Source organism: Halomonas sp. ML-15 (assembly GCF_014779595.1).
Classification (GTDB): domain Bacteria; phylum Pseudomonadota; class Gammaproteobacteria; order Pseudomonadales; family Halomonadaceae; genus Franzmannia.
On sequence record NZ_JACXZT010000019.1, the window covers coordinates 1,456,621 to 1,481,961 of the forward strand.

The following is a 25,341-nucleotide window of genomic DNA, read 5'->3' on the forward strand; positions in this document are numbered from 1 at the left end:
GCTGGAAGGAGTTCAGAGGCACGCTGCCGACCATCTTCAAGAGCACCGGCATCGGCGCCTTCGTCGGCGCCCTGCCCGGCCTCGGCCCGTCGGTGGGCGCGTTCATGGCCTACGGCTTCGCCAAGCGCCAGGCCAAGGATCCGGACAGCTTCGGCAAGGGCAATCCCAACGGCATCGCCGCCGCCGAGTCCGCCGATAATGCGGTGATTCCGGCCAGCTATATCCCGCTGTTCGGTCTCGGTATCCCGGGCAGCGTGTCGGCGGCCCTGCTGGTGGGCGCCTTCATGATCCACGGCATCCAGGTCGGGCCGCTGATGCTGCGCGACCACCCGGAGATGCTGTTCACCATCTTCTCGGGAATGATCGTCGCCAGCCTGCTGATGCTGGCGGTGGGCTGGTATGGCCTGCGCATCTTTGCCCGGGTCACCAGCGTGCCGCCCAATATCGTGATTCCGGTGGTGATCTTTCTGTGCCTGGCCGGCATTCAGGTCCAGGGCTACGGCACCTTCGGGCTGATCACGGTGTTCGGCTTCGCGCTGTTCGGCTATTTCCTGAAGAAGTTCGACTTCTCCTTCGTCACCTTCCTGGTCGCCTTCATCGTCACGCCGATGCTGGAGATGAACCTGCGCCAGTCGATCATTCTGTCGGGCGGGGAGGTCTCGATCCTCCTTCAGCGGCCCATCGCCCTGGCCTTCGTCATCATCACCATTCTGTTGGTGTTGCACCTGAGCTGGAGCAGCTACCGGCGCTGGATGCAGGCAAGGTACAAGGCCAAGCAAGTGTGATAGGGGCCGGCGTTCGGGCCGGCCCCTATCACGTCCCCAGGGCCAATGCGCCCAACCAACACAACAATGCAACCAAGAGGTTCCGATCATGAAAATGCAACTGCTGGGTACTGCCGTCCTCTCCGCCGCCATGGTCGTTGGCGTGGCCGGACAGGTCCAGGCCGATGACTTCCCGAGCAAGCCGCTGACCCTGGTGGTCGGCTGGGGGGCCGGTGGCAGCACCGATATCCAGGCCCGCGTGCTGGCCAACGTGCTCGAGGAGGAGCTCGGCCAGCCGGTCAACGTGGTCAACCAGCCGGGGGCCGGCGGCGGCGTGGCGCTGTCGCGCCTGGCGGTCAGCGACGACGAGGGCTATACCTTCGTCTTCGGTACCTCGATGACCATCACCTTCGGCCCGCTCTCCACCGAAACCAATTACCAGCTCGACGACTTCCGCTACGTGGCGGGCGTGACCCTCGGCCAGTCGGCCATGGTCACCGGTGAGGACCGTCCCTTCGGCGATACCTGGGAAGGTCTGATCGACTACGCCAAGGAGAATCCTGGCACCACCTATGCGACCCAGACCGCCCTGGACCGCATGATCATCGAATACATCGCCCAGCAGGAAGACCTCGATCTGCGCATCGTGCCGACCTCCGGCGGCGCCGGCATGGCCCCGCTGATCCTCTCCGGCGACGTCGACTTCGCCTACAGCGGCGGCACCCACTCGGGCTATGCCGACTCCGGCGAGATGCCGGTGCTGCTGAGCCTGGCCGAGGATCGCCTGGCGGCCTTCCCCAATGCACCGACCCTGCAGGAGGCCGGCTACGACATCAACGCCGCCGAGATACGCGTGGCCATGGTGCCGCAGAACACCCCGGACAGCCACGTCGAGCGCCTCGCCGAGGCTCTCGAGGTCGCCACCCAGGACGAGCGCTTCATCGAGATCACCGAGGAGCGCATCCTGATGCCGGTGACCTGGATGCCCGAGGACGAGGTCACCCAGACCCTCAGCGATCAGGTCGAAGGCTACCAGGCCCTGCTCGAGGAGCTGGGCGGGCTGCCGGAAGACGAGGAGTGATCGACGCACACCGCCCAGCATGAGCGGGCAGTGACGACGGCGCCCGAGGCCAGTGAAAGAGTGGCCTCGGGCGTTTTTTTGGTGATGGCACCTAATGCACCAGGCAGGCGGTGCAGTCTGCTGCACTATGTGACGCAAAAAATGCAGCGTAGTGCATCGTTGTGCCAAGCTTTTCCAGTCAGATCAACTGGTTTAATCGGGAATCGCTACCAATAAGACAACAGCGGAGAACCCTCATGCTTGATCTGCTCAACGAGCTCCTCTGGGGCAAAGTCCTTCTCGTCCTGCTGGTCGGCGTGGGCATCGGTTTCACCGTTGCCTCACGCTTCGTCCAGTTTCGTTACTTCGGCCGCATGTTCCAGATCCTGGGATCTCGCCAGGCCTTCCGCCATGACAAACACGGCCACCTCAGCAGTTTCCAGGCGCTGGTGCTGTCTGTCGCCGGTCGCGTCGGCGGCGGCAATATCGCTGGCGTCGCCGTGGCCATCACCTTGGGCGGCCCGGGTGCCATCTTCTGGATGTGGCTGGTCGGCCTGATGGGCATGGCCACGAGCTTCCTCGAATGCACCCTGGCACAAACCTACAAGCAGCCTCAGGGTGACGGTACCTATCGCGGTGGGCCGGCCTATTACATCGTCAAGGGTCTCGGCCGCAACTGGCGCTGGCTGGCCGGCTTCTATTCGGTGCTACTGCTGCTGACCTTCGGCTTTGCCTTCACCGCGCTGCAGTCCTACGCCGTGTCGACCTCCTTCAACGACGCCTTCGGTGTGCCGGTGCTCTACAGTGGCATCGCCCTGGCCATGCTGGTCGGCCTGATCATCTTTGGGGGGATCAAACGGATCGCCCGCATCTCCGAGGTACTGGTGCCCTTCATGGCCGTCGGCTATCTGCTGATCGCACTGATTGTCGTCGGCCTGAATCTCGAGCGCATCCCCGAGGTCGTGACCCTGATCGTCAACAGCGCCTTCGGCCTCGAGCCGGCCATCGGTGGCGGCATCGGTGCGGCCATCATGATAGGCCTCCAGCGCGGCCTGTTCTCCAACGAGGCCGGCCTGGGCAGCGCCCCCAACGTGGCCGCCGTAGCCTATGTGCCACACCCGGCCAACCAGGGTATCGTGCAGGCCTTCTCGGTGTTCATCGACACCCTGATCATCTGCTCCTCCACCGCTTTCCTGATCCTGCTCAGTGGTGCCTATGACCCAGGCGCCAGTGGCAATATCGAGGGCATCGCCCTAACCCAGGTGGCGTTGGCCGACCACGTCGGCGAGTGGGGCCGCACTTTCGTCAGCGTGGCACTGCTGCTGTTCGCCTTCAGCACCATCCTCTACAACTACTACCTGGGCGAGAACAGCCTGAACTTCTTCAGTCGCGACAACCAGAACCTGTTCAACGCCTTCCGTGTGGCCATCGTGCTGCTGGTGTGCTGGGGCGCCACCGCCGACCTGAGCACGGTGTTCGGCTTCGCCGACGTCACCATGGGACTGCTGGCGGTCACCAACCTGGTGGCACTGATCCTGCTGTTCAAGAAGGGGCTGCGCATCCTCAAGGACTACGACGACCAACGTCGCCAGGGCGTCAGCCAGCCGGTCTTCGACGCCGGCCAACACCCGGACCTCAACCTCTACCCGCACGCCTGGGACCTCGAACCCGAGGATCGGAAACGCCTGCAGGCAGGCGCCGCCAAGGCGCCCGGCACCCCCGCCACAGAGTGATCAACACCCCGCGCCAGCCCCGCCCTCGGCAGGGCTGGCGTTGCCGTCTGACCCAAGAGCGCTTACGCCATGACCACACGCATCGAACATGACTTGCTAGGCGAACGCGCCGTGCCAGCGGACGCCTGGTACGGCATCCAGACCCAGCGCGCGCTGGAGAACTTTCGTATCACGGGGATCCCGATCAGCCACTTCCCCGAGCTGGTGCAGGCCCTGGCCATGGTCAAGTCGGCCGCCGCCAGCGCCAACCAGGCGGTGGGCACCCTCGAGCCCCACAAGGCCGAAGCGATCCAGGCCGCCTGCCAGGAGATCATCGACGGCGCGCTGCACGACCAGTTCGTGGTCGACCTGATCCAGGGGGGCGCCGGCACCTCCACCAACATGAACGCCAACGAGGTGATCGCCAACTTGGCGCTGGCCAAGCTTGGCCACCCCAAGGGGGCCTACCAGCACCTGCACCCCAACGACGACGTCAACCGCTCCCAGTCGACCAACGACGCCTACCCCACTGCCGCCTGCCTGAGCCTGCAGTTCGCCGCAGAGCCGCTGATCACCGCCATCAGTGAGCTGGGCGATGCCCTGCAGGAGAAGGCCGTGGCCTTCGCCGACGTGGTCAAGATGGGGCGCACCCAACTGCAGGACGCCGTGCCCATGACCCTGGGGCAGGAGTTCGAGGCCTTCGCGGTCAACCTCGGCGAGGACATCGAGCGCCTGCGGGAAGCCCAGCGCCTGCTGTGCGAGATCAACCTCGGCGGCACCGCCATCGGCACCGGCCTCAACGCCCCGGCACGCTATCAGGCACTGGCCGTCGAGCACCTGGCGCAGTTGTCGGCGCGCCCGCTGGTGCCGGCGTCACACCTCATCGAGGCCACGTCGGACATGGGCGCCTTCGTGTTTTTGTCGGGGATGCTCAAGCGCTTCGCCATCAAGCTCGGCAAGCTGTGCAACGACCTACGCCTGCTCTCCAGCGGGCCGCGCACCGGACTGGGTGAAATCACCCTGCCCCCTGTACAACCCGGCTCCTCGATCATGCCCGGCAAGATCAATCCGGTGATTCCCGAGGCGGTGAACCAGACCGCCTACCAGGTGATCGCCAGCGATCTCGCCGTGACCATGGCCGCCGAGGCCGGGCAGCTGCAGCTCAACGCCATGGAGCCGATGATCATCTACAACCTGCTCAATGCCATGCGCATGCTGGGCGAGGCCTGTCATATGTTGCGCACCCGCTGCATCGTCGGCATCGAGGCCAACCGCGAGACCTGCGCCCAGCACGTCGAGCGCAGCATCGGCGTGGTGACCTCGCTGGTACCCCACATCGGCTATGCCAACGCCACGCGTATCGCCCGCCAGGCCCTGCATAGCGGTGCCACAATCCGCGAACTGGTGATCGCCGAAGGGCTGCTGGATCCCCAGCGCCTCGATGCGCTGTTGCTGCCCAACGCCATGCTGGCACCCATGCAGGAGGATCGACCATGCCACGACTGCTGATTCTCTATACCGGCGGTACCCTGGGCATGCAGGCGTCCCCGGCGGGCTATGTGCCCTCTGCCGACTTCGACGAGCGTCTCGACACGGCCCTGGCAGCCTATCCGCCCGGGACGCTGCCGGACTACGCCCTGCACAGCCTGCAGCCACTTATCGACAGCGCCGACCTTATTCCGGGATGCTGGCAGCGCATGGTCGCCGTGCTGGCCACGGCCTGGGAGCACTACGACGGTTTCGTGATCCTGCATGGCACCGACACCATGGCCTACACCGCCTCGGCGCTATCCTTTCTGCTCGGCACACTCGATAAGCCGGTGATATTGACCGGGTCGCAGATCCCCCTAGGCGAACCGCGCAGCGACGCCCTCAACAACATCATCCTGGCCATGCAGGCAGCCGCGCACCCTGCCACCCCCCACGAAGTGTGCCTCGCTTTCCACGATCGCTTGCTGCGTGGCAACCGCGCGCGCAAGGTCAGCAGCCAGGGCATGGATGCCTTCGACTCACCCAATGCCCCCTGGCTCGGCGAAGCCGGCATCGAGCTACGCTTCTTCCCGAGACAGCCCCTGCCCGCTGGGCGCCCGGACTTCTCAACGATAGCTTTCGAGCCCGACAGAGTGGGCCTGCTTTATTGCCATCCCGGCTTGTCGACGCGGCTGATCGAAGCACTACTCGACGATCCTCACCTACAGGGGCTGGTGCTGGTGACCTATGGGGTGGGAAATCCGCCTGAATCGCAGGGGCGACTCCTCGCAGGCCTGGAGCGCGCCGCGGCGCGGGGCGTGGTAGCCATCAACCTGACGCAGTGTCACCAGGGGCGGGTTCAACAGGGCGCATACGCCACCGGCACCGCCCTGAATACCGCGGGTGTCGTGGCCGGTCAGGACATGACCGTGGAAGCCGCAGTGACTAAGCTGCAAGTGCTGCTGGGCAAAGGACTTACGGGAGATGCACTGCGCCAGGCCATGACCCGTCCGCTACGCGGCGAGATGACCCTGTTGGCGCCATGAGCTGACAGCACAGGCGCTGCTGCCGCCCAGAAGCGTACTGTGACAGCAGCGGGGTCAATCGCCCAGGCCAGCCAAGCGGTCGGCCTGTACCACCTCGATCCAGTAGCCGTCGACATCCTTGACGAAGGCGACGTCCTTCATCTTGCCCTGATCGGGGCGCTTGACGTATTCGACGTCATTGGCATCGAACCATGCCGCCGCGGCGTCGAGATCCGGCACGCTGAAGCAGATATGCCCGAAACCCTGAGGCTCGGCGTTGCCATCATGGTAGCTGAGATCGTCCTGGGTCTCGGTGCCCCAGTTATGGGTCAACTCGAGCAGCCCCTTCTGGCTGAAGGTCCAGACCGTGCGCTGGCCGTCATCCTCGGGTACCGCGTCGCCGGACTCGAGCTTGGCCAGGAAATACAGGCTGAACTGCATCTCCTCGAAGTCTAGCCGACGCACCACCTGCATGCCGAACACCCGGGTGTAGAAGGCCAGCGACTTTTCTGGGTCCTTGATACGCAGCATGGTGTGGTTGAGCCGGAAGCCCTGCGACTCGGCAGTGGGGGCTTGTACGCCAGGATGCTGCTCACCGTTGAAGCTCATCCGAAAATCCTCTATTAATCAAAAGATGCATTAAGGAATACTAGGGTATCTAAGTATGCGGCAACGCAAATTCAAGCCCGGAGCCCCACGATGACACCCTGCTACGCCTCACCCCGACACGTACTGCCGTTCGTTTGGGCTCTGTTGTTGATAGCGCTGCTCTCCGGCTGCGCCAGCCGCGATATCGCCACCCGCGATACGCCACGCACGGGCGACGGGCTCTCCATCGAGCGCGCCATGATCCTGGCCAACGCCCAGCAGGCGCTGGGCACGCCCTATCGCTTTGGCGGCAACACCCCCAGAGGGCTCGACTGTTCGGGACTGGTGGAAATGGCCTATCGCGCCGCCGGTATTCGGGTGCCGCGTACTGCCGATGACCAGTTCCGGCAACTGCCGCAGGTCGACACGGCTCGCCCGGGGGATCTGCTGTTCTTTGGCCGCGGGCGCAAGGCGACACACGTAGGGATCTATCAGGGCGATCGCCAGATGATTCACGCCCCGGGCCGCGGCCGCGAAGTGGTCAGCGTGCCGCTCGACATCGACTACTGGCAGACGCGCTTCCTGGGCGCGGCGGCCCCGGCGCCCTGAGCGTGCCCATCAGTCGGGTATGCCGCGCTGTCGCGAGAAGCGCTGCATGGCATCGAGGGTTTCCTGGCTGACGTGATGCTCCATGCCTTCGGCATCGATCCGCGCCGTGTCGTCGCTGACGCCCAGAGCACGCAAGAACTGCAACACGATGGCGTGCCGCTCGCGGGACATCCTCGCCATCGTCTCGCCTTCCTCGGTCAAGAACAGCGAGCGATAGGGCTTGCTGGCCACCAGACCGAGGCTCTTCAAGCGCCCCACCATCTTGGAGACGGTGGCCTGGCTGACCCCCATGCGTAGCGCAATATCCGCCGAGCGCGCCTCGCCCTGATGCACGATCAGGTCGCCGATCAGTTCGACATAGTCTTCCAGTAACTCGGTCTCATGCGCATTGCGCACGGCAGCATATTGCTGAGCATGCTGTTCGCTTGGCGGCAGCGCATCAGCCTCGCTCAAACTCGGGAAGGGTGCTTCATCTGGGGTATCAATCATGCGACGAATATAGCCAACCTGCCTCTACACAGCAACCTCACATCATTAATGCCTTGCGCAATACAGTTAGCCTTTGCTAAGTTATTTACATGCTACTCAATCCTGACCCTTGTTCAACGCTCGGCCGCTGGGCGGCTATCCAACGGGAGGCAACGATGCAATATGGCAAGCGCTTTACCTTGCTGGGCATACTGGCTATCAGCGTCGGAGGCATCGCTCAGGCCGAGACACAGCCGCTGAAGGTGGCCACCACCTTCTCGGTACTGGGAGACCTGGTCGAACGCGTCGCGGGCGACGATGCTGACGTTACCACCCTGACCCCGGTGGGCGCGGAAGTCCACGAGTGGGAGCTGGTGCCCAGCAACTTCGTCGACCTGGAACAGGCCGACCTGGTGTTCTACAACGGCTATGGCCTCGAACAGTGGATCGCCCAGGTCGAGTCGAGCGTCGGCGACGAGGTCCCGGTCATTGCCGTGGCCGAGGCATCGGGCTATGACACCCAGCCGATTGTCACCGGCGACCTTGCCGGTGAACCCGACCCGCACCTGTGGATGGATCCCCGCGCCAGCGCAGAATACGCCCGGGTGATTGCCACAGCACTCGGCGAGGCCAAACCAGAGGCTGCCGAGGCGTTTGAGGCACGCGGCGAAGCACTTGCCGAATCGCTAGACGCCTTGCACGCCGAGATCCTGGAAGCGCTGGCCGACATCCCCACAGAGCAGCGCCTGCTGATCACCAGCGAGGCGGCGTTCATCTATTTTGCCGACGCCTTCGACTTCGAGCATGACGGCATCTGGGGCACCAATGCCGAGGAGGAAGGCACCCCGAGGCAGCTGATGCGAATCGTGGACTTGATCGAGGAGCGCCAGCCGGCCGCCATCTTCTGGGAGAGCACCATCTCGGACCGCCATGTGCGCAGCGTTGCCGATGAGACCGGTGTCGTCATCGCCGGGCCGCTGTATGTCGACTCGACCAGCGCCGCCGATGGCGAGGCGCCTGACTATGATGCCATGCTGCGCCATAACGCCGCCCTTCTGAGCGAGGCACTGGGAGCCAGCCGTGACTGACACGCCCGCCATCGAGGCACGCCGACTATGCGCAGCTTATCACCGCCAACCGGTGCTCACCGATATCACCCTGGCGCTGCCCGCCGGCCAGTGGACCGCTATCGTCGGCCCCAATGGGGCCGGCAAGTCGAGCTTGCTGAAGGTGGTGACCGGTAGCCTGCAGCCGCTGAGTGGCGAACTGCGGATCCTCGGTGGCAGCGCCAACCAGCAGCGTCGTGCAGGCAAGATCGCCTACATGGCGCAGCAGGAACAGATGGAGTGGGATTTCCCGGTCTCGGTGCGGGAGACGGTAATGACCGGGCGCTACGGCCTGATGCGCCAGGACCCTTGGTGGCAACGCCTGATGCCCGACCACTGGGCCAATCCAGCGCACCGTCGTGCCGTCGAAGAGGCGCTGGAGGCCGTCGATATGCGAGACCACGCTGCAGGTCCCATCGGCGAGCTCTCCGGTGGCCAGAAGAAGCGGGTCATGCTGGCCAGGGCGCTGGCCCAACAGGCCGATATCCTGCTGCTCGATGAACCGCTGGCCGGCGTCGACCCCCCCAGCGAGCGGCTCATCCTCGACATGCTCGAGCGCGAACGTCGTGCCGGCCGCACCATTATCATGGTGACTCACGACCTGCCCAGCGCCCGCCGCCACGCCGATCAGGTCGCGCTGATCAACCAGACGCTGGTGGGGATGGGGCCGCCCGCCGAGATGCTCAGCGATGCCATGCTGGCACAGCTGGCCGTCGGGGTTGCCCCCCGGTCCACTGCGGGAGGCGTGCGTGCCGCTGCTTGAGAGCCTGGGAAGCGACCTTATCGAGGCCCTGATCGGGCTGTTGATGATACCTATCGGCCTGCTGCCCGACAGCCTGTCGGCGCCGTTCGAGTACCGCTTTATGCAGCGTGCGCTGCTGACCTCGGTGCTGGTCGGCGCCATCTGCGGCCTGCTGTCGAGCTTCGTGGTGCTCAAGCGCTGGTCGCTGCTGGGGGATGCCATCTCCCACGCCGTGCTGCCGGGGGTCGCCATCGCCTACCTGCTCGGCTGGCCGTTCTTTATCGGCGCCTTTATCACCGGCGCCCTGACCTCCCTGGGTATCGGCGCCATCGAACGCCATACGCGCATCAAGTCGGATGCTGCCATGGGGCTGATGTTCACCGCCGCCTTTGCGCTGGGCATCGTGATCATCAGCAAGATCGCCTCGAGCACCCACCTGATGCATATCCTGTTCGGTAACGTGCTCGGCGTGCAGACCTCGGCACTGATGCTTACCCTGCTGGCCGGTGTGATTGCGATACTGGCGATCTGGCTGGCCTATCGGCCGCTGCTGCTCTACACCTTCGACCCCCAACAGGCCCAGGCGCTAGGTTTCAATATCGGCCTGATTCACTACGGGCTGATCCTGCTGCTGACGCTGACCATCGTCGCCAGCCTGGAAACCGTGGGCATCATCCTGGTAGTAGCGATGCTGATCACCCCGGGCGCTACCGCCCATCTGCTGACCGACCGCTTCAAGCCGATGCTGGCCATCGCGGTGCTGGTCGGCATCATCTCGGCCGTCGCCGGGCTGCTGCTGTCGTTCCACCTCGACGTCGCCTCCGGCGGCGCCATCGTGCTGGTCGCTACCGCGCTGTTCTGCCTGGCGCTGATCGCCGCGCCCAAGCACGGCCTGCTGGTGCGCGTCTGGCGACGCAACCGCCTGCAGGAGTGATGCATATCACGCCGTGGGGCGCCGCTTGAGGGTAGTCCGGCGCTCGTGATAGGCGATCGCCAGACCGCTACCGATGATGATCGCGGTGCCGATGTAGACCCACAGGTCCGGCATCTCGCCCCAGAACCACCAGCCCAGCAGCACCGCCCACAGCATGCCGGTGTAGTCGAAGGGCGCGGCCAGCGCCGCCGGCGCGTGGCGGAAGGCCAGGGTCAGGCAGGCCATGGCGCCGATACCGAAGATGCCGGCACCGATAAACCCCCACCAGTGAGCCGGCCACGGCGTCTGCCACACCCAGGGCAGCATCGCCGCGGTGACCAGTAGCGGCACCAGGGTGACGTAGAACACCATCGCCCACAGGTACTCGCGCACCCCATAGCGCCGCGCGGTAATCATCACCAGGGCATAGAACATCGCCGCCGCCACCACCACAAGGGCACCGAGCTGGAAGCCGGCGCCTCCGGGACGCACCACCACCAGCACCCCGAGAAAGCCGACGATGGCCGCTACCAGCGGCAGGCGTGCGACCTTCTCGCCAAGCAGCGGTACCGAGAGCAGGGTGACGAAAAGCGGCGCGGCGAAAGCGATGGCGGTGGTTTCGGCCAGCGGCAGCAGCACCAGGCCAAACACGAAGCAGAGCATGGTGCCGGTGGCCAGCAGGCCGCGCACCAGATGCACGCCCGGCCGACGGGTGGTGAGCTTGCGCAAGCCGCCGTTGAAGTGGGCGATCAGCGCAATCAGCGGCAGCGAGATCAGGGTGCGGAAGAAGATGATCTGGATCGGCGAGTGCACTTCGCCCAGCCATTTGGAAATGGCGTCGCCCACCGACAGGCAGAACACGCCGGCACACATCCACAATATTCCCTGCAGCGATGGTGACATTCGCCCCCCCTAGAGCCCCTAAAGCGCACCAATCGGGTGCAATAGCTAAGCCTCCTAACATAGCCGAGTCGCCGCCCCGGGGCGATGGATAAGCGCAAAATGCGGAATCCTTCGTATTCCCGACAGGAGTGTTATGTTATATAGTAACTAAATTGTTCTCGACGGGAGGATCCTGCATGTCCGCCGCTGCCGCCCCATCCCTCGCCCCCTCCGGGCTGGACGCCGAGCCCCCTCACTGGGCCTTTGGTGAGGATATCAGTGTCTTGCCACGCATCTTCGATCCGGGCATCACCCTGGCGGTGATGACTCGCCGCCTGGATGCCGCGCTCATTGCCAGCATCGATGCCCAGCTGACGGGCACGCGCCCGCTGTCGTGGCACTGGCGAGGCGGCGTCGACCAGCGCCTCGGTGACGACCTGCTGTGCCATCTGCCCGCACCGGACGAAGGGGCGGCACTGGTCGAGGATATCCGCACCATCGCCGAGGCCATGGCCTATCTGTTCGACACCGAGACCGTCGGGGTGCGCCTGCGCACCCTGGAGGGCGCCATGTGCCCGCGCTTCCACGTCGACAACCTCGGCGTGCGGCTGGTGACCACCTACGCCGGCCCGGCCAGCGAATGGCTGCCGGAATCGGCGGTTGAGCGCGCCGGGCTAGGCGCCCCGCACCCCGACAAACCCGAGCCACTGCGCGACCCCGCGGCGATCCAGCAGCTCAGCGTCGGTGACCTGGCACTGCTCAAGGGCGGCGGCTGGATCGGCAATGAGGGCCGTGGCCTGGTGCATCGCAGTCCGCAGCCGTCACCTGGCGAACGGCGACTACTGCTGGCGCTGGATCCAGGCTGAGGATCGCCGAATGCTGGGAGTGATCGCCGACTGGTTCATGCTGCCGTTTGGCTACGGCTTCATGCGGCGTGCCCTGGTGGCCTGCCTGGCGCTGTCGCTGACGGCACCCGTGATCGGCGTACTGCTCACCCTGCGCGGCCTGAGCCTGATCGGCGAGCCGCTCTCCCACGCCATCATGCCGGGAGTGGCCATCGCCTACCTGCTGACCGGGCTATCGCTGCCCTGGATCATGCTCGGCGGGCTGACCGCCGGGCTGATCACGGTCTTCATGGCCAGCGGCATCACCCTGATCAGCGGCCTCAAGTCGGACGCCGCCATGAGCAGCCTGTTTCTCACCGCCATGGCGCTGGCGGTCCTGCTGATCTACTCATCGGGTAGCGCCCTGGACCTCAGCCATCTGCTGTTCGGCTCGATCCTGGCGGTCAGCTGGGATGACCTGTTGGCCATCGTGATCACCGCAAGCGTGGTGGTCGCCGGCCTCGCTATCGGCATGCGCGCCCTGATGGTCGAGGCCCTGGACCCCGGCTTCCTGCGTGTTCAGGGCGCCCGCCCGGCGTGGGTTCAAGGCGCCTTCATGACCCTGGTGGTGCTCAGCCTGGTGGTCGGCTTCCAGGCGCTGGGCACGCTGATGGCCGTGGGCCTGATGATCCTGCCGGCGACCCTGGCACGCTTCTGGAGTCGACGCCTGGAGGGCATGGTCGTGGTCGCTGCCAGCTCCGCCATGGCCGCCAGCCTGCTCGGTCTGCTGCTCTCTTACCACTATGCCGTGCCGTCGGGCCCCGCCATCGTGCTGCTGCTCGGCGCCGGCTATGTGTTCTCGGTGATCGGCGGCCGTCACGACAGCATGCTGTCGCGCTGGCGCCGCTTGCCCTCTTCTTGATTCCATCATCAATGTCAAAGGACGTTACGATGTTTGCACCACGATCTATCGGCTTCGGCTTACTGCTAGGCCTGCTACCGCTGACCGCCAGCGCCGACGACCGCTCCCTGGATGTGGTCGCCCCCTGGGAGATCACCGGCCTGGATCCCTCCACATCAGGCTATGTGTTTGCCCGCATGGGCATCGCCGAGACGCTGGTCGACACCGATGAGGATGGCCAGCCCAGCGCGGGGCTGGCCACCGCCTGGCAGGTCGATGATGATGGCCTGACCTGGCATTTCACGCTGCGCGACGATGTGACCTTTCACGACGGCTCTCCACTGGACGCTGCGGGGGCAGCCGAGAGCCTCGACCACGCCTGGCGCAAGCCGGGCATGCTCGACTCGGCGCCGATCGTGGCCATCGAGGCAGAGGACAACGAGGTAGTGATCCGCCTCGACGAGGCCTTCGCGCCGCTGCCGGCGCTACTCGCCCACTCCACCACCCTGATCCTGGCGCCGAGCGCCTACGACGACGATGGCGCCGTACAGGAGCTCATTGCCACCGGCCCTTACCGTCTGGCATCAGTGGCGCCGCCGCAGCGGCTCACCGCCGAACGTTTCGACGACTACTGGGGCGAGGCGGCAGCCATCGGACAGACCAGCTACCTGGCAGTGGGCCGCGGCGAGACCCGCGCCCTGATGGCCGAAAGCCGCGATGCCGATATCGTCTTTACTCTCGATCCGGCGAGCCGCGCCAGGCTGTCGCGTAACGATCGGCTCAGCCTGCACGCCGAGCCGCTGCCGCGGACCATCGTGCTCAAGGTCAATGCCGGCCACCCCTTCCTCGACGATCAGCGTGCCCGTCAGGCCCTCAGCCTGGCCGTCGACCGTAACGGCATCGCCAGCGGCCTGCTGCGCCACCCCGAATCGGCCGCCGCCGAACTCTTCCCCGACGCCCTGGGCCCTTGGCATCTGGGCCTGGATGCCAGCGAGGCCCAGGACCTCGAGCGCGCCCGCGAACTGCTCGCCGAGCTGGACTGGGAGGCCAACGGCGACGGTATCCTCGAACGCGACGGCGAGCCCTTCCGCCTGACCCTGCGCACCTTCTCCGACCGCCCAGAGCTGCCGCTGGTCGCTACCGCGCTGCAGGATCAGTGGCGCGAGCTGGGCGTCGAGCTCGAGGTCGCGGTGGGCAATGCCAGCGGCATTCCTTCCGGCCATCAGGATGGTAGCCTGGAACTCGGCCTGGCGGCGCGCAACTACGGCCTGGTGCCCGACCCGCTGGGCACCCTGCTGGATGACTTCGGCAGCGACCCGGACAACATGGGCGGCGACTGGGGCGCCATGGGCTGGTCGGACGCCGACGTCGCCGGCTGGCTGGCCACCCTGCGCCACGACACTGACCCCGAGGTGCGCAGCGAGCTGGCCGGGCGTATCGCCACCCGACTCAACGAGTCGATGCCGGTGATACCGGTGGCCTGGTACCAGCAGACGGCTGCCGTCGGTACTCACCTCGAAGGCTTTAGCATTGATCCGCTGGAACGCAGCTACCGTCTTGAGGAGCTGAGGTGGGCCGAATGAGCAGCCTGACTCTGAGCCGTTACGCGTCGCGCTGGAGCAGCGGCCTGCGCGGCCTGCTGCTCCAGCGCCTGTTCCAGGCCGGGCTGGTGGCGTGGATGGTCGGCACTCTGACCTTCGTGCTGACCCGCACCCTGCCCGGCGACATGGCCTATCGCATTGCCGCCGGCCGCTACGGCCACGATATGGTCGACAGTGCCGCCGCCGAGGCGGTGCGCGCCGAACTGGCCCTCGACCAGCCGGCCCTCACCGCCTACCTCGGCTGGCTGTGGGACCTGCTGCAATTCGACCTGGGGCGCTCGCTGGTCAGCGGCCAGCCGGTGATTCATGAGCTGTGGCATCAGCTCGGCCACTCCCTGAGCCTGGCCGTGATGGCGGTGCTACTGTCGCTGTTGCTCGGCCCCCCCTTGGGGCTGCTGGCCGGCCGCAAGCCAGCGGGTCTACTCGACCGTGGCAGCGAAGTTGCCGCCAGCGTGCTGCGGGCGCTACCGCCTTTCGTGGTGGGCCTGCTATTGATTCTGCTGTTCTCAGTGGCGCTGGGCTGGCTGCCGGCCGCCGGCCACGGCCGCTTCTCCCATAACGTACTGCCGGCGCTGACGCTGGCACTGGCGCTGGCGGCGGTCTCCAGCCGGGTGGCGCGCAACGCCATGGCCGAGGTCTCAGAGTCGGCCTACTTCGCCTTCTCGCATACCAAGGGGCTGGGCGCGCGACTCAGCTTCCTGCGCCACGGGCTGCGCAATGCCGCCCTGCCGGTGGTCGCCTACCTGGGTGTGCAGTTCGTCTATCTGATCGAGGGCGTGGTGGTGGTCGAGACGCTATTCGCCTGGCCCGGCATCGGCCACGCCCTGGTGCACGCCATCGTCGCCCGCGACGTGCCGATGATCCAGGGCACCGCGCTGGTCATGGGCCTGATGTTCGTGGCCCTCAACACCGCCGTGGATCTTATCTGCCACTGGCTCGACCCGAGGAGGCGTGAGGCATGATGCAATCGATTCTCACCGCTCCCCTGCGCCAGCTCGCCTGGCCATCGCTGAGCGCCCGCCAACGCCTCGGCGCGCTGCTGCTGGCGCTGCTGCTGGCCTTCGCCTGGCTGGTGCCTTGGTGGCACGACGCCGACCCGGCCCGCCAGCAGCTGGTGCGTATTCTCGAGCTGCCCTCGCTGGCCGCGCCGCTGGGCACCGATCATCTGGGCCGCGATATGCTCGCGCGCACCGCCGCCGCCCTGCGCCTGTCACTGGGCATGGCGCTGCTCAGCGTGGTCACGGCCGCCGTGCCGGGCCTGCTGTTCGGGGTGATTGCCGGCTGGCGCGGCGGCTGGCTGGACCGCATTCTGGGCAGTGTCGCCGACGCCTGCCTGGCGCTGCCGGGCCTGCTGCTGGTGCTGCTGCTGGTGGCTATCGCCCCGGGCAACTTCTGGGCGCTCTACGTGGGCATTTCGCTGGTGCTGTGGATCGAGTACTTCCGGGTGGTGCGGGCGCGCACCCGGGTGCTGGTCGCCTCGCCCCAACTCGAGGCGAGCCGCCTGCTCGGCTTCGGTCCGCTCTACCTGTTTCGCCGCCATCTGTGGCCGGAGCTGGCGCCCCAGGTGCTGACCCTGGCCGCCTTCGGCGCCGCCAGCGCGATCCTGGCCATGGCCGCACTGGGCTTCGTCAGCGTGGGGTTGCGCCCGCCCACCGCCGAGCTGGGCCTGATGATGATCGAACTGCTGCCTTACTACCACGAGGCACCCTGGGCCATGGCTCAGCCGATCCTGGCCCTGTTCATACTGGTCTTCAGTCTCAACCTACTCGCCGGGAAGGATCCACGATGAGCCAGCCCCTCCTTCAGGTGACCGACCTGACCATTCAGGGCGACGGCGTGACCATCGCCCCCTTCTCCCTCAACCTGGCCTCGGGCGAGCGCCTGACCCTGCTCGGCGAGACCGGTTCGGGCAAGAGCCTGATTGCCCAGGCGATCATGGGCACGCTGCCGCGCGGCCTTACCCCCAACGGCCACCTCGTCATCGACGGCGAACCCTACGCCGCCGCCGATGTCGCCGCCCGCCGCGCCCTGTGGGGGAAGCGCCTGGCGCTGCTGCCCCAGGAGCCCTGGCACGCCCTCGATCCCACCATGCGTGCGGCCGCCCAGATCGTCGAGAGCCATCGCTACGTGGCCGGTCTGCCCCGCGCCAAGGCACACCAGGCCGCCCAGCGCGACCTCGCCGAGCTGGGCCTGGAGGACGCCGGCGGCAAGCTGCCCGGCGAGCTCTCCGGCGGCATGGCGCAGCGCGTGGCGTTTGCCGCCGCCAGTGCCGGCGGTGCGCCCATCGTGATCGCCGACGAGCCCACCAAGGGGCTCGATGCCCCGCGCCGCGACGCCGTGGTCGAGCTGCTGGCCAGAACACCAAGGGCCGGCGGCGCGCTGTTGACCATCACCCACGATATCGATGTCGCCCGCCGCCTCGGCGGTGAGGTGGTGATCCTACGTCAGGGGCAGGTGGTCGAGCGCGGGCCGGCGCAGCAGGTGCTGAGCGACCCGCAAACCGACTATGGCCGACGTCTGCTCAGCGCCGAACCCTCGCGCTGGCCGGCGCCCCCGCCGCACACCACCGCGCCGGATGCCACCCCTGCGGTAGTGGCGCGCGGGCTGGCCAAGACCCGCGGCGGACGCCAGCTGTTCCGCGATCTCGACGTCAGCGTGCGCCCCGGCGAGATCGTCGGCGTGGTCGGCCCCTCCGGCTGCGGCAAGAGCACCCTGGGCGATATGCTGCTGGGCCTGGCAAGCAGCGATGCCGGCGAGATCGAGCACGCGCCAGGCCATCGGCTGGGTCTGCAGAAGCTCTACCAGGATCCGCCGGCGGCCTTCTCGTCCCACTGGCGGCTGTCACGGCTGCTCGACGACCTGGTGCGCCGGCACCGCCTCGACCGCACTGCCATTGCACCGCTGATGGAGCGCCTGGGCCTCGACGAGCGCCTGCTGGCGCGGCGTCCCGGCGAGATCTCCGGTGGCGAGCTGCAGCGCTTCGCCATTCTGCGCGTGCTGCTACTGGAGCCGCGCTTGCTGTTCGCCGACGAACCCACCTCGCGCCTCGACCCCATCACCCAGCAGCAGACCTTGAGCCTGCTGGTGGAGCTGGCCCGGGAGCGGCACTGCGGGGTGATGCTGGTCAGCCACGACCCGGCGCTGATCGCGCGGCTGTGTGATCGGCAACTGGCACTAGAGGGGGATGCAAACGCCAACGGCCCCGCAGCATATGCGGAGCCGTTGGAATGTACATCAGCGTGAGCTCTAGGCGTTCAGGGCGTGACCACCTGGCAATCCAGGCCGTTCTGGGCCAGGCGGTGGCAAGTTTCGCGGGCCTGATTCTCCTGCAGATCCACCAGGCGGGCCCGGAAGATCTTGCGATCACTGGTTTCCACTTCGGTAACAGCCACACGTGACAGCGGCTGATCGATGCTCGGCAGGAAGTCGGCGGCGCGCGACGCCGAGTCGCGGGCCTTGTCGAAGTCCTGATAGGCGCCGACCTGTATTGCCCAGTCGGCCTGTTCGATGCTGCCCTCCGAGGCCACGCCCGTGGCACTGAGTACCGCCAGGATGGGGTCGTTATCGTCACGATAGTCAAACGATGGCTCGGCACGGGTCGGCGCGTCGGATAGCGTGCTGGGTTCACTGCTGCGTGGTCGGGCATCCAGCGCAGCAATCAGCCGCAGCGGCTCACTGCTGGCCGCCGGCTGAGTCTGCAGATCGGCCATCGCCGTGGTCGCCTGCGGAGCTGACGCCACCTCACTGGAGGCACCCTGCACCGATGCCACCAGGGTCTCCATGGGCTGGGCGATACTGGTTTCCGCTACCCAGCCATTCTGATCGTTTAGCGCCGCGCGCATAAAGCCGCGGTCGAGCAGCGTCATCATATGGTCGTCGCGGGACTGAGCGGTAAAGCCGCCCATCACCACGGCAACGATACGTCGCCCGTCACGCACCGCAGAGGTCGCAACATTGAACCCCGAGGCGCGAATGAAGCCGGTCTTGAGGCCGTCGGCACCAGGGTAGTTGCGCAGCAGGCGGTTGTGGCCGTTGATGGTCTGGCCGCGGTAGCTGAAACTGGAGTTGGAAAAGTAGTGATAGTGATGCGGGAAATCGTTCATCAGCCGCACTGACAGCGTGGCCAACTCTCGCGCCGTAGAGGTCTGCAGCGGATCAGGCAGCCCATTGGCATTGCGGAAGTAGGTGTTTTTCATGCCCAGGCTGCGCGCCTTGGCGGTCATCATTTCCGCGAACTGACGCTCGGTGCCACCCAAGGCTTCGGCCACCACCACGGCTACATCGTTGGCCGAGCGGATGATCAATGCCGGGATGGCATTGCGCAGCGTAATGCTGTCGCCGGCCTTCACGCCCAGCTTGGAGGGCTGCATCGAGGCCGCATAGGAGGAGACCGGTAGCGGCTGATCAAGGCTGATACGCCCCTCGTCCAACGCCTCGAAGGCGAGGTAGAGCGTCATCATCTTGGTTAGCGACGCCGGGTAGCGGGTCGCATCGGCATTCGCCGAGTGCAGCACTTCGCCATTCTGGCTGTCGATGACAATCGCCGCATAGCGCGGATTGGCCTGCGCCGAGGAGACCGATAGAAGTATGCCAAGTACCAGGGTAGCCATGCCCCAGAGACTTCGGCGACCGATTATTGTGGTTATGGTCACGAGAGTTGTTTTCACAGTGAGCCCTATCCGCGTCGCTGACTTTCCCTGCTACCTGTGCCAGGCGGCTCCATAAAGGAATTTATGCGCTATCTTTGCCATCTGTCCAGTCGCATCGTGGGTATTTGCACGTTGCCTTGCTCAGCGCCGCAGGACACAGGGCCTCGAGGGAAGCGCGTCTCGAGCTACCGAGCGGGTGCGGTCACTGTCAGTTAATCATTAAAGCAGTACTTTATCCTGTTTAATTGCAGGAATTGGTAAGAATTATCACCCTTAATTGCCCGAATAGTACTTGCCAAAGGCTGGCCAGGCACTCGACCAGCGCAGTTACCTCATCGCTCAGGCGACCGCCGGCTGCTCCTCCCAGGCCGGGAAGGGATCCGGCAGACGGCGCCAGACTTCGACCCCGGCGGCCAGCTCGGCATCGCTCAGCAGACAGGCATCCAGCGCCTCACGTAGCTTGTCCTTATCCAGATGCTGGCCGATGAAGACCAGTTCCTGGCGCATATCGCCAAACGGTTCCTGCCACTTCTCCATGATATAGCCGCGGTACTCGCGGTCATCCGGCCAGCGCGACTCGGGAACCGCCTTCCAGAACATCCCGGCGTAGCCGTGATGGGCGATGCCGCCGGCCTGACTCCACTGGCCGGCATACTGGGGGCGTGTCGCCAGCCAGAAGAACCCCTTGGAGCGCAGCAATTTGCCGCCGAACCAGTCGCCATGCAGCAGATCGTAGAATTTCTGGGGGTGGAACGGGCGACGCGCATGATAAGCGAAACTGGAGATGCCGTACTCCTCTGTCTCGGGCACGTGCTCGCCGCGCATCTCCTTTAGCCAGCCGGGCGACTGCTGAGCACGCTCGAAGCTGAAGCGTCCGGTGTCGAGCACCAGCTCCAACGGCACCTTGCCGTGGGACATGGCGATCAGCTCAGCATCCGGATTTAGCGAGCGCAGCACCGCCTTGAGCTCTTCCAACTGAGCGCTGTCAATCAGATCGGTCTTGCTGATCAGCAGCACGTCGCAGAACTCGATCTGATCGACCAGCAGGTCGGCCACGTTGCGCTCGTCCTCATCGCCCAGGCTCTCACCGGCCTCGGCCAGCGACTGGGCTTGGTAGTATTGGTGCAGGAAGTTGGCACCGTCGACCACCGTGACCAGAGTGTCGAGGCGCGCCAGCTGCGACAGGCTCTGGCCCTGCTCATCTTCGAAGGTAAAGGTCTCGGCGACCGGCAGCGGCTCGGATATGCCGGTGGACTCGATCACCAGGGCATCGAAGTGGCCCTCCCGGGCCAGCCGCGCTACCTCGATCAGCAAGTCCTCGCGTAGCGTGCAGCAGATGCAGCCGTTGCTCATCTCGACCAGCGACTCATCGACGCGATTGAGGGCGATCTCCCCCATGGCATTGTCGGCGGTGGCGCCGCGCACCGATGCCGCATCGATATTGACCTCGCTCATGTCATTGACGATCACCGCGACGCGGCGCTGATCGCGGTTGGTCAGAATATGATTGAGTAGCGTGGTCTTACCGGCGCCGAGAAACCCCGACAGAACCGTCACCGGCAGGCGATGGGATAAGGCAGGCATTGGCATGGCGAGTCTCCTCAGACGTCATCACGGAATGCCAAACAAGATATGTTATATTGTAACAATTATCAAGCCGGCGCCACCCCTCGGTGGCGACGCCTCAGTCGGGAATGACGTCGAGGCTGACACGGTAGCGATAGTCGAGATCGCTGCAGCGACGCTCGCCGTCACAGGCGAAGGGGTTCATCACGTGCAGGAACCAGACGCCCGGCTCGAGGTGCTGCTCGAGGCGAAAGTTATGCCCACGCCCACCGTCCCAGGCACGCGCCACTTGTTGGCCCTCGGCGTCCAGCAACCGGGCATTGGGTATCACCTGGGTCTGCTGGCCGACATGGGTGTGGCTCTCCAACACCACCGTGGAAGGGCTGTCCAGGGTGAAGGTGAAGTAGCGCGCGCCCGCCGAGACAACCTCGATCTCGTCGCCGTCCTGCAGGCTGATGGCACGCTGCTCATGGGGTGCCGAGGCGGCGCAACCGGCCAACAACGCCAGCAGGGTCATGACCATCAGGACTCTCAGGTAGTGGGACATCATGAGGGCCTCCTGTGAAAGGTACATGCTATAACGACAGCGGGAGCCAAAAATGGCTCCCGTGGTTCTATACCAGAAACTCGCTCAGCGCGAGTGCGATGCCAGCAGCGGCTGACCCGGCACGGCGCGACGCGGCGCCGTGGCCCGGGGTGAGCTGGAAGCCCCTGCCGCGGCGTGATTGCCGGCCTGACGCTCGCTCGATTCGTCGAGGGTGAAGACCGCCACCGCGTCCACCAGCCGCCGCGCCTGCTGGCGCAGATTACCGGCAGCGCTGGCGCTTTCCGCCACCAAGCCGGCATTCTGCTGGGTCACATGATCCATCTCGCTGACCGCCTGGCCGGCCTGGGAGACGCCAACGCTCTGCTCCGCGGTGGCATGGCTGATCTGACTGACGTACTGGGTGACCTTATCGATCGCGGCGATGATCTCCTGGGTGCTGCGTCCGGCGTTGCCGGCCAGCTCGGCGCCCTGCTCGATGCGTGAGACGTTGGCCGAGATCAGCGCTTCTATCTGCTTGGCCGACTCGGCGCTGCGCTGCGCCAGATTGCGCACTTCGCTGGCGACCACCGCAAAGCCACGACCATGTTCCCCGGCTCGCGCCGCTTCCACCGAGGCGTTGAGTGCCAGAATATTGGTCTGGAAGGCGATACCGTCGATCATGCTGATGATCTCCGATACCTCCTGAGAGCCCTCGCGAATATCCTGCATGGTGGTAACCAGTTGCTGTACCGACTCGCCGCCCTCACCGGCGACGCGCGTCGCCGCACCGGCCAGCTGGTCGGCCTGGCGAGCGTTATCGGCGTTGAGCTTGACGCTGCTGCTGAGCTGCTCCATGGCGGTGGCGGTTTCGGTTAGCGCGCTGGCCTGCTGCTCGGTGCGTGCCGCCAGCTCGTTGTTGCCTTCGGCGATCTGCTCACTGTTGCTGGCCACGGCTTCCGCCGACTGGCGCACACTGGATACGGTGGTCTGCAGCTGTTGCGACATCGTCACCAGACTCGCCATGATGCTGCCGCTATCGTGCTTGCGCAGCTGACGGGTATTGACCAGCTCGCCGCGCCCTACCGCTTCGGCAAAGGCGCGCACTTCATGGGGCTCGGCACCCAGCTCACGCAGCAGCTGACGCGTCAGACGGGCCGCCAACAGCAGCGCGATGATCACCGCCCCCCCGCACAGCACCAGCATCAGAATCTGAAAACCGCCGGCCAGCGCACGGGCGTCGCTGGCTTCGGCAGCGTTCATGCTCTCCTGCAGGTCGATAAAGGTGTTGATGCTGGCCAGCCAGGCGCTGAAGGCCGGGCTGGCCTGCTCGAGCAGCAGTGCCTGCGCGCCGGCCACGTCACCATCGAGTCGGCGTTCCACGACCGCCTCAACGAGCGGCATGGTGCGCGCTTCGACAGCCTCGATGTCGGCTAGCGCGGCGCGCTCTTCGGCAGTGATATCGTCGCGACTGGCAAACATGCTGGCCATACTGGCCGCCGCCTGCTGGTAGTCCTCCTCGAGGCTGGCGATCTCGCCCAGCGCGGTTTCCAGCGCAGCGCTACTGTCGACCAGGGTGACATCACGCAGGGAAATGGCACGGTCGTGCACGCTGCCGCGGAAGTCGATGGCGTGGCGCTGCTTCTCGCCGTTGACGTCATTGATGAGCGTCAGGCTGGTGTCGATGCTGTTGACTTGACCGACGCCTACCGCGGTCAGGGCAACCATCAGCGCAACGATGACAGCGAAGCATGAGAGCAGTCGAGTCTTGATGCTGCGACCCTTGAGGAGTGTGAGGCGGCCCTGCATGGCGGTGTTCCTTTTCTTCGTTATTGAGATCTTGCGTCTTGGGTGACGGCACGTAAGAGGTTAACTGACGACAAAGCTATACGAGATATAAGCTGATGTATAACTTTATATGATATTTGTACAATTTTTTACGTACAGGTCACTCATACCCCGCGCTGGGCCAGCCGTTTACGATTCTGATAATCTTCCGTCACACGCCCTTTCTGGTCATTACCCTCAGGATCACGCCATGCCCCGCTTCGCGACCCACCTCTCGACAGCCGCCCTGCTGTGTCTACTGCCCTTCAGTGCCACCGCCGATGCCGACCTCGTCGATGAGCGCCTGCAGGTGATCGATGCCTGGGCCGTGGCCACCCTCGGCGATGGCGACCAGCGTATCTACCGTGCGCTCAATGCCAGCGACTACAGCGATGCCTATCTGGCGGTGAACTACCGGGCAGGGGTCTGCGACCTGCCGGATCTGCAGATGCGCGTGACGCTGGAGGAGACCCAACAAGAGACGGAGGTGGTCAATCTGGCACCCACCGAGATCCGCATCGACCGCCTGCAAACCCATAACGCCGCCGCCGAATTTGCGACCCGCGCCGGGGATGACGGCTTCTATGCGCGCTTCTATATCGAGGATCAGGCCGAGCTGTTGCGTGAAATGCGCCGCGGGGAGGTGATGCGGCTACGCTTCGAAGGGGAGGAGGAGAACTACTGGTATATGGAGTTCAGCCTCTACGGCGCCGACCAGGCGCTGCCGCTGGCCGCCGACCAGTGCCGTCGCACCAGCCAGCAGCCAGAGGATTTCTTTGACTAGCGATTCATCGCCTGGGGCAGATAGAGCGCAATCTCCGGGAACAGGTGCATCAGCGCGATGGACAGCATCATCAGCAGAAAGAACGGCAGCGTGGCCTTGGTGATGGTCAGGATGTCCTTGCCGGTAAGCCCCTGGATCACGAACAGGTTGAAGCCCACCGGCGGGGTGATCTGCGACATCTCCACCACCACGACCAGATAGATACCGAACCAGATCAGGTCGAAACCGGCGGCGCTGACCAGCGGCATCAGAATGGCCGTTACCAGCAGAATCAGCGAGATGCCGTCGAGGAAACAGCCCATTACCAACAGCAGCAGGGTCAGCATGATCAGCAGCAGGGTCGGCGACAGTCCCATCTCGCCGATGGCGCGGGCCAGTTCCATCGGCACCTGGGTAAAGCCCATCGCCGAGGTCAGGAAGGAGGCGCCGGCGATGATGAAGGCGATCATGCAGGCCGTGCGCACTGCCGCAAACAGCGAATCCTTGAGGGTGGCCATACTGAAGCTGCCGGTGAGGCGTGCGATGACGATGGACAGCACCACGCCCACCGCTGCCGCCTCGGTGGGCGACGCCAACCCGCCATAGATCGATACGATGATACCGCCGATCAGCAGCAGAATCGGCACCAGTGACCAGGTGTTGCGCAGCTTCTCGACGAAGCTCATCGACGGCTCATCGTAGCCGGTGAGCCCCTCGCGCTTGCCCTTGAGCAGCGACCACAGGATCAGGTAGGTCATGAACAGCGAGAGAATCATCAGCCCCGGGCCGATGCCGGCCATGAACAGGCGCGAGATCGACTGCTCGGTGACCACGCCATAGACGATCAGCACGATCGACGGCGGAATCAGCAGCCCCAGGGTCGAGGCACTGGCCAGGGTGCCGATGGCCATATTGCTGTCATAGCCGCGGCGCTCCAGCTCCGGCAGGGTCATCTTGCCCACCGTGGCGCAGGTCGCCGCCGATGAGCCGCACACCGCCGCGAACATGCCGCTGCCGATGATATTGGTGTGCAGCAGTCGGCCCGGCAGGCGATTGAGCCACGGCGACAGGCCGCGGAACATGTTATCGGCGAGCCCGGAGCGGAACAGGATCTCGCCCATCCAGATGAACATCGGCAAGGCGGTAAGATCCCAGCCGTAGCTGGCACCCCAGAAATCCGAGGCGAGGATAGGCCCCGGCGAGAAGGGGCTGAAGAATTCCAGCGCGACCCAGGCGGTGCCGATCAGCGCGAAGGCGATCCACACCCCACTGCCGAGCAGCACCGCCAGGGTAACAATGGTAGCCAGACTCAGTATCAACACGAGGGTGTCTCCAGAATAGCGGGCAT

At 65.3% G+C, this 25,341-nt stretch carries 24 protein-coding genes; 16 read left to right on the top strand and 8 right to left on the bottom strand.

The genetic code is table 11. The annotated features are described in order from the left end of the window. The 5 genes from IEI94_RS18435 to IEI94_RS18455 form a co-directional block, all read left to right on the top strand. Positions 1-785, top strand: a 785-nt coding sequence (locus IEI94_RS18435; RefSeq protein ID WP_191169663.1) for a tripartite tricarboxylate transporter permease, incomplete at its 5' end; no start/stop codon positions are given. Positions 786-873: 88 nt separating this feature from the next. After that, the gene (locus IEI94_RS18440) at positions 874-1,845 is read left to right on the top strand and encodes a Bug family tripartite tricarboxylate transporter substrate binding protein (RefSeq protein WP_191168708.1); all 972 of its coding nucleotides are present in this window, start codon (positions 874-876) and stop codon (positions 1,843-1,845) included. Positions 1,846-2,081: 236 nt separating this feature from the next. Beyond that, the gene (locus IEI94_RS18445; RefSeq protein ID WP_191168709.1) at positions 2,082-3,557 is read left to right on the top strand and encodes an alanine/glycine:cation symporter family protein; all 1,476 of its coding nucleotides are present in this window, start codon (positions 2,082-2,084) and stop codon (positions 3,555-3,557) included. 69 nt (positions 3,558-3,626) lie between these two features. Continuing rightward, complete coding sequence (locus IEI94_RS18450) at positions 3,627-5,045, top strand: aspartate ammonia-lyase (RefSeq protein WP_191168710.1); 1,419 nt, start codon at positions 3,627-3,629, stop codon at positions 5,043-5,045. Further along, the gene (locus IEI94_RS18455) at positions 5,030-6,052 is read left to right on the top strand and encodes a type I asparaginase (RefSeq protein ID WP_191168711.1); all 1,023 of its coding nucleotides are present in this window, start codon (positions 5,030-5,032) and stop codon (positions 6,050-6,052) included. Before IEI94_RS18450 ends, IEI94_RS18455 begins: the two co-directional genes overlap by 16 nt. Positions 6,053-6,106: 54 nt before the next feature. Here the strand turns inward: IEI94_RS18455 and gloA are convergent, their stop codons facing one another. Beyond that, the gene (gloA, locus tag IEI94_RS18460) at positions 6,107-6,640 is read right to left on the bottom strand and encodes a lactoylglutathione lyase (protein WP_191168712.1); all 534 of its coding nucleotides are present in this window, start codon (positions 6,638-6,640) and stop codon (positions 6,107-6,109) included. Between the two features lie 90 nt (positions 6,641-6,730). On the opposite strand from gloA, the gene IEI94_RS18465 reads away from it, so the two are divergent. Beyond that, positions 6,731-7,228 (top strand): C40 family peptidase, encoded by a 498-nt coding sequence (locus tag IEI94_RS18465; RefSeq protein WP_191168713.1) that lies wholly within the window; start codon positions 6,731-6,733, stop codon positions 7,226-7,228. A 9-nt stretch (positions 7,229-7,237) separates the two neighbouring features. Here IEI94_RS18465 and mntR read toward each other — a convergent pair whose 3' ends face one another. After that, positions 7,238-7,717, bottom strand: a complete 480-nt coding sequence (gene mntR / locus IEI94_RS18470; RefSeq protein WP_191168714.1) for a manganese-binding transcriptional regulator MntR — start codon at positions 7,715-7,717, stop codon at positions 7,238-7,240. A 155-nt stretch (positions 7,718-7,872) separates the two neighbouring features. Here mntR and IEI94_RS18475 point away from each other — a divergent pair, with 155 nt between their 5' ends. Genes IEI94_RS18475 through IEI94_RS18485 form a run of 3 tightly spaced genes read left to right on the top strand, consistent with a single transcriptional unit; the run spans position 7,873 to position 10,478 of the window. Continuing rightward, the gene (locus tag IEI94_RS18475; protein ID WP_191168715.1) at positions 7,873-8,784 is read left to right on the top strand and encodes a metal ABC transporter solute-binding protein, Zn/Mn family; all 912 of its coding nucleotides are present in this window, start codon (positions 7,873-7,875) and stop codon (positions 8,782-8,784) included. Continuing rightward, positions 8,777-9,565: a metal ABC transporter ATP-binding protein gene (locus IEI94_RS18480; RefSeq protein ID WP_191168716.1), complete on the top strand. Its 789-nt coding sequence runs from the start codon at positions 8,777-8,779 to the stop codon at positions 9,563-9,565. Before IEI94_RS18475 ends, IEI94_RS18480 begins: the two co-directional genes overlap by 8 nt. A gap of 43 nt (positions 9,566-9,608) precedes the next feature. Further along, positions 9,609-10,478 carry a metal ABC transporter permease gene (locus tag IEI94_RS18485; protein WP_224750310.1) on the top strand — a complete coding sequence of 290 codons (870 nt, stop codon included), beginning with the start codon at positions 9,609-9,611 and terminating at the stop codon, positions 10,476-10,478. Between the two features lie 6 nt (positions 10,479-10,484). On the opposite strand, the gene IEI94_RS18490 is transcribed toward IEI94_RS18485, so the two are convergent. Continuing rightward, complete coding sequence (locus IEI94_RS18490; RefSeq protein ID WP_191168718.1) at positions 10,485-11,360, bottom strand: DMT family transporter; 876 nt, start codon at positions 11,358-11,360, stop codon at positions 10,485-10,487. Positions 11,361-11,536: 176 nt separating this feature from the next. Here IEI94_RS18490 and IEI94_RS18495 point away from each other — a divergent pair, with 176 nt between their 5' ends. From IEI94_RS18495 to IEI94_RS18520, 6 genes are read left to right on the top strand one after another with little or no spacing between them, the layout of a single operon-like run. Continuing rightward, the gene (locus tag IEI94_RS18495; RefSeq protein WP_191168719.1) at positions 11,537-12,205 is read left to right on the top strand and encodes a DUF1826 domain-containing protein; all 669 of its coding nucleotides are present in this window, start codon (positions 11,537-11,539) and stop codon (positions 12,203-12,205) included. Positions 12,206-12,215: 10 nt separating this feature from the next. Further along, positions 12,216-13,085 carry a metal ABC transporter permease gene (locus IEI94_RS18500; protein WP_191168720.1) on the top strand — a complete coding sequence of 290 codons (870 nt, stop codon included), beginning with the start codon at positions 12,216-12,218 and terminating at the stop codon, positions 13,083-13,085. Positions 13,086-13,114: 29 nt separating this feature from the next. Then, the gene (locus IEI94_RS18505; protein ID WP_191168721.1) at positions 13,115-14,647 is read left to right on the top strand and encodes an ABC transporter substrate-binding protein; all 1,533 of its coding nucleotides are present in this window, start codon (positions 13,115-13,117) and stop codon (positions 14,645-14,647) included. Then, on the top strand, positions 14,644-15,627 hold the full coding sequence (locus IEI94_RS18510; RefSeq protein ID WP_224750196.1) for an ABC transporter permease: 984 nt from the start codon (positions 14,644-14,646) through the stop codon (positions 15,625-15,627). Before IEI94_RS18505 ends, IEI94_RS18510 begins: the two co-directional genes overlap by 4 nt. Next, complete coding sequence (locus IEI94_RS18515) at positions 15,624-16,454, top strand: ABC transporter permease (protein WP_191168722.1); 831 nt, start codon at positions 15,624-15,626, stop codon at positions 16,452-16,454. Before IEI94_RS18510 ends, IEI94_RS18515 begins: the two co-directional genes overlap by 4 nt. After that, positions 16,451-17,908, top strand: coding sequence for an ABC transporter ATP-binding protein (locus IEI94_RS18520; RefSeq protein ID WP_191168723.1), 1,458 nt, complete (start codon positions 16,451-16,453; stop codon positions 17,906-17,908). The genes IEI94_RS18515 and IEI94_RS18520 overlap by 4 nt, the downstream gene beginning before the upstream one ends. Before the next feature lie 11 nt (positions 17,909-17,919). On the opposite strand, the gene IEI94_RS18525 is transcribed toward IEI94_RS18520, so the two are convergent. The 4 genes from IEI94_RS18525 to IEI94_RS18540 form a co-directional block, all read right to left on the bottom strand. Continuing rightward, positions 17,920-19,275 carry a D-alanyl-D-alanine carboxypeptidase family protein gene (locus IEI94_RS18525; RefSeq protein WP_191168724.1) on the bottom strand — a complete coding sequence of 452 codons (1,356 nt, stop codon included), beginning with the start codon at positions 19,273-19,275 and terminating at the stop codon, positions 17,920-17,922. A 378-nt stretch (positions 19,276-19,653) separates the two neighbouring features. Beyond that, positions 19,654-20,904 carry a zinc metallochaperone GTPase ZigA gene (gene zigA, locus IEI94_RS18530; protein WP_318153421.1) on the bottom strand — a complete coding sequence of 417 codons (1,251 nt, stop codon included), beginning with the start codon at positions 20,902-20,904 and terminating at the stop codon, positions 19,654-19,656. Positions 20,905-20,998: 94 nt separating this feature from the next. Next, positions 20,999-21,430: a hypothetical protein gene (locus IEI94_RS18535; protein WP_191168725.1), complete on the bottom strand. Its 432-nt coding sequence runs from the start codon at positions 21,428-21,430 to the stop codon at positions 20,999-21,001. Between the two features lie 81 nt (positions 21,431-21,511). Next, a complete protein-coding gene (locus IEI94_RS18540) occupies positions 21,512-23,212 on the bottom strand; it encodes a methyl-accepting chemotaxis protein (RefSeq protein WP_191168726.1) in 1,701 nt (566 codons plus the stop codon). 229 nt (positions 23,213-23,441) lie between these two features. Between IEI94_RS18540 and IEI94_RS18545 the strand changes: the two genes are divergently transcribed. Then, the gene (locus IEI94_RS18545; protein ID WP_191168727.1) at positions 23,442-24,014 is read left to right on the top strand and encodes a hypothetical protein; all 573 of its coding nucleotides are present in this window, start codon (positions 23,442-23,444) and stop codon (positions 24,012-24,014) included. Here IEI94_RS18545 and IEI94_RS18550 read toward each other — a convergent pair. Then, entirely contained in the window at positions 24,011-25,315 is a 1,305-nt protein-coding gene (locus tag IEI94_RS18550; protein ID WP_191168728.1) for a TRAP transporter large permease, read from the bottom strand. The genes IEI94_RS18545 and IEI94_RS18550 overlap by 4 nt on opposite strands. Positions 25,316-25,341: the final 26 nt, after the last annotated feature.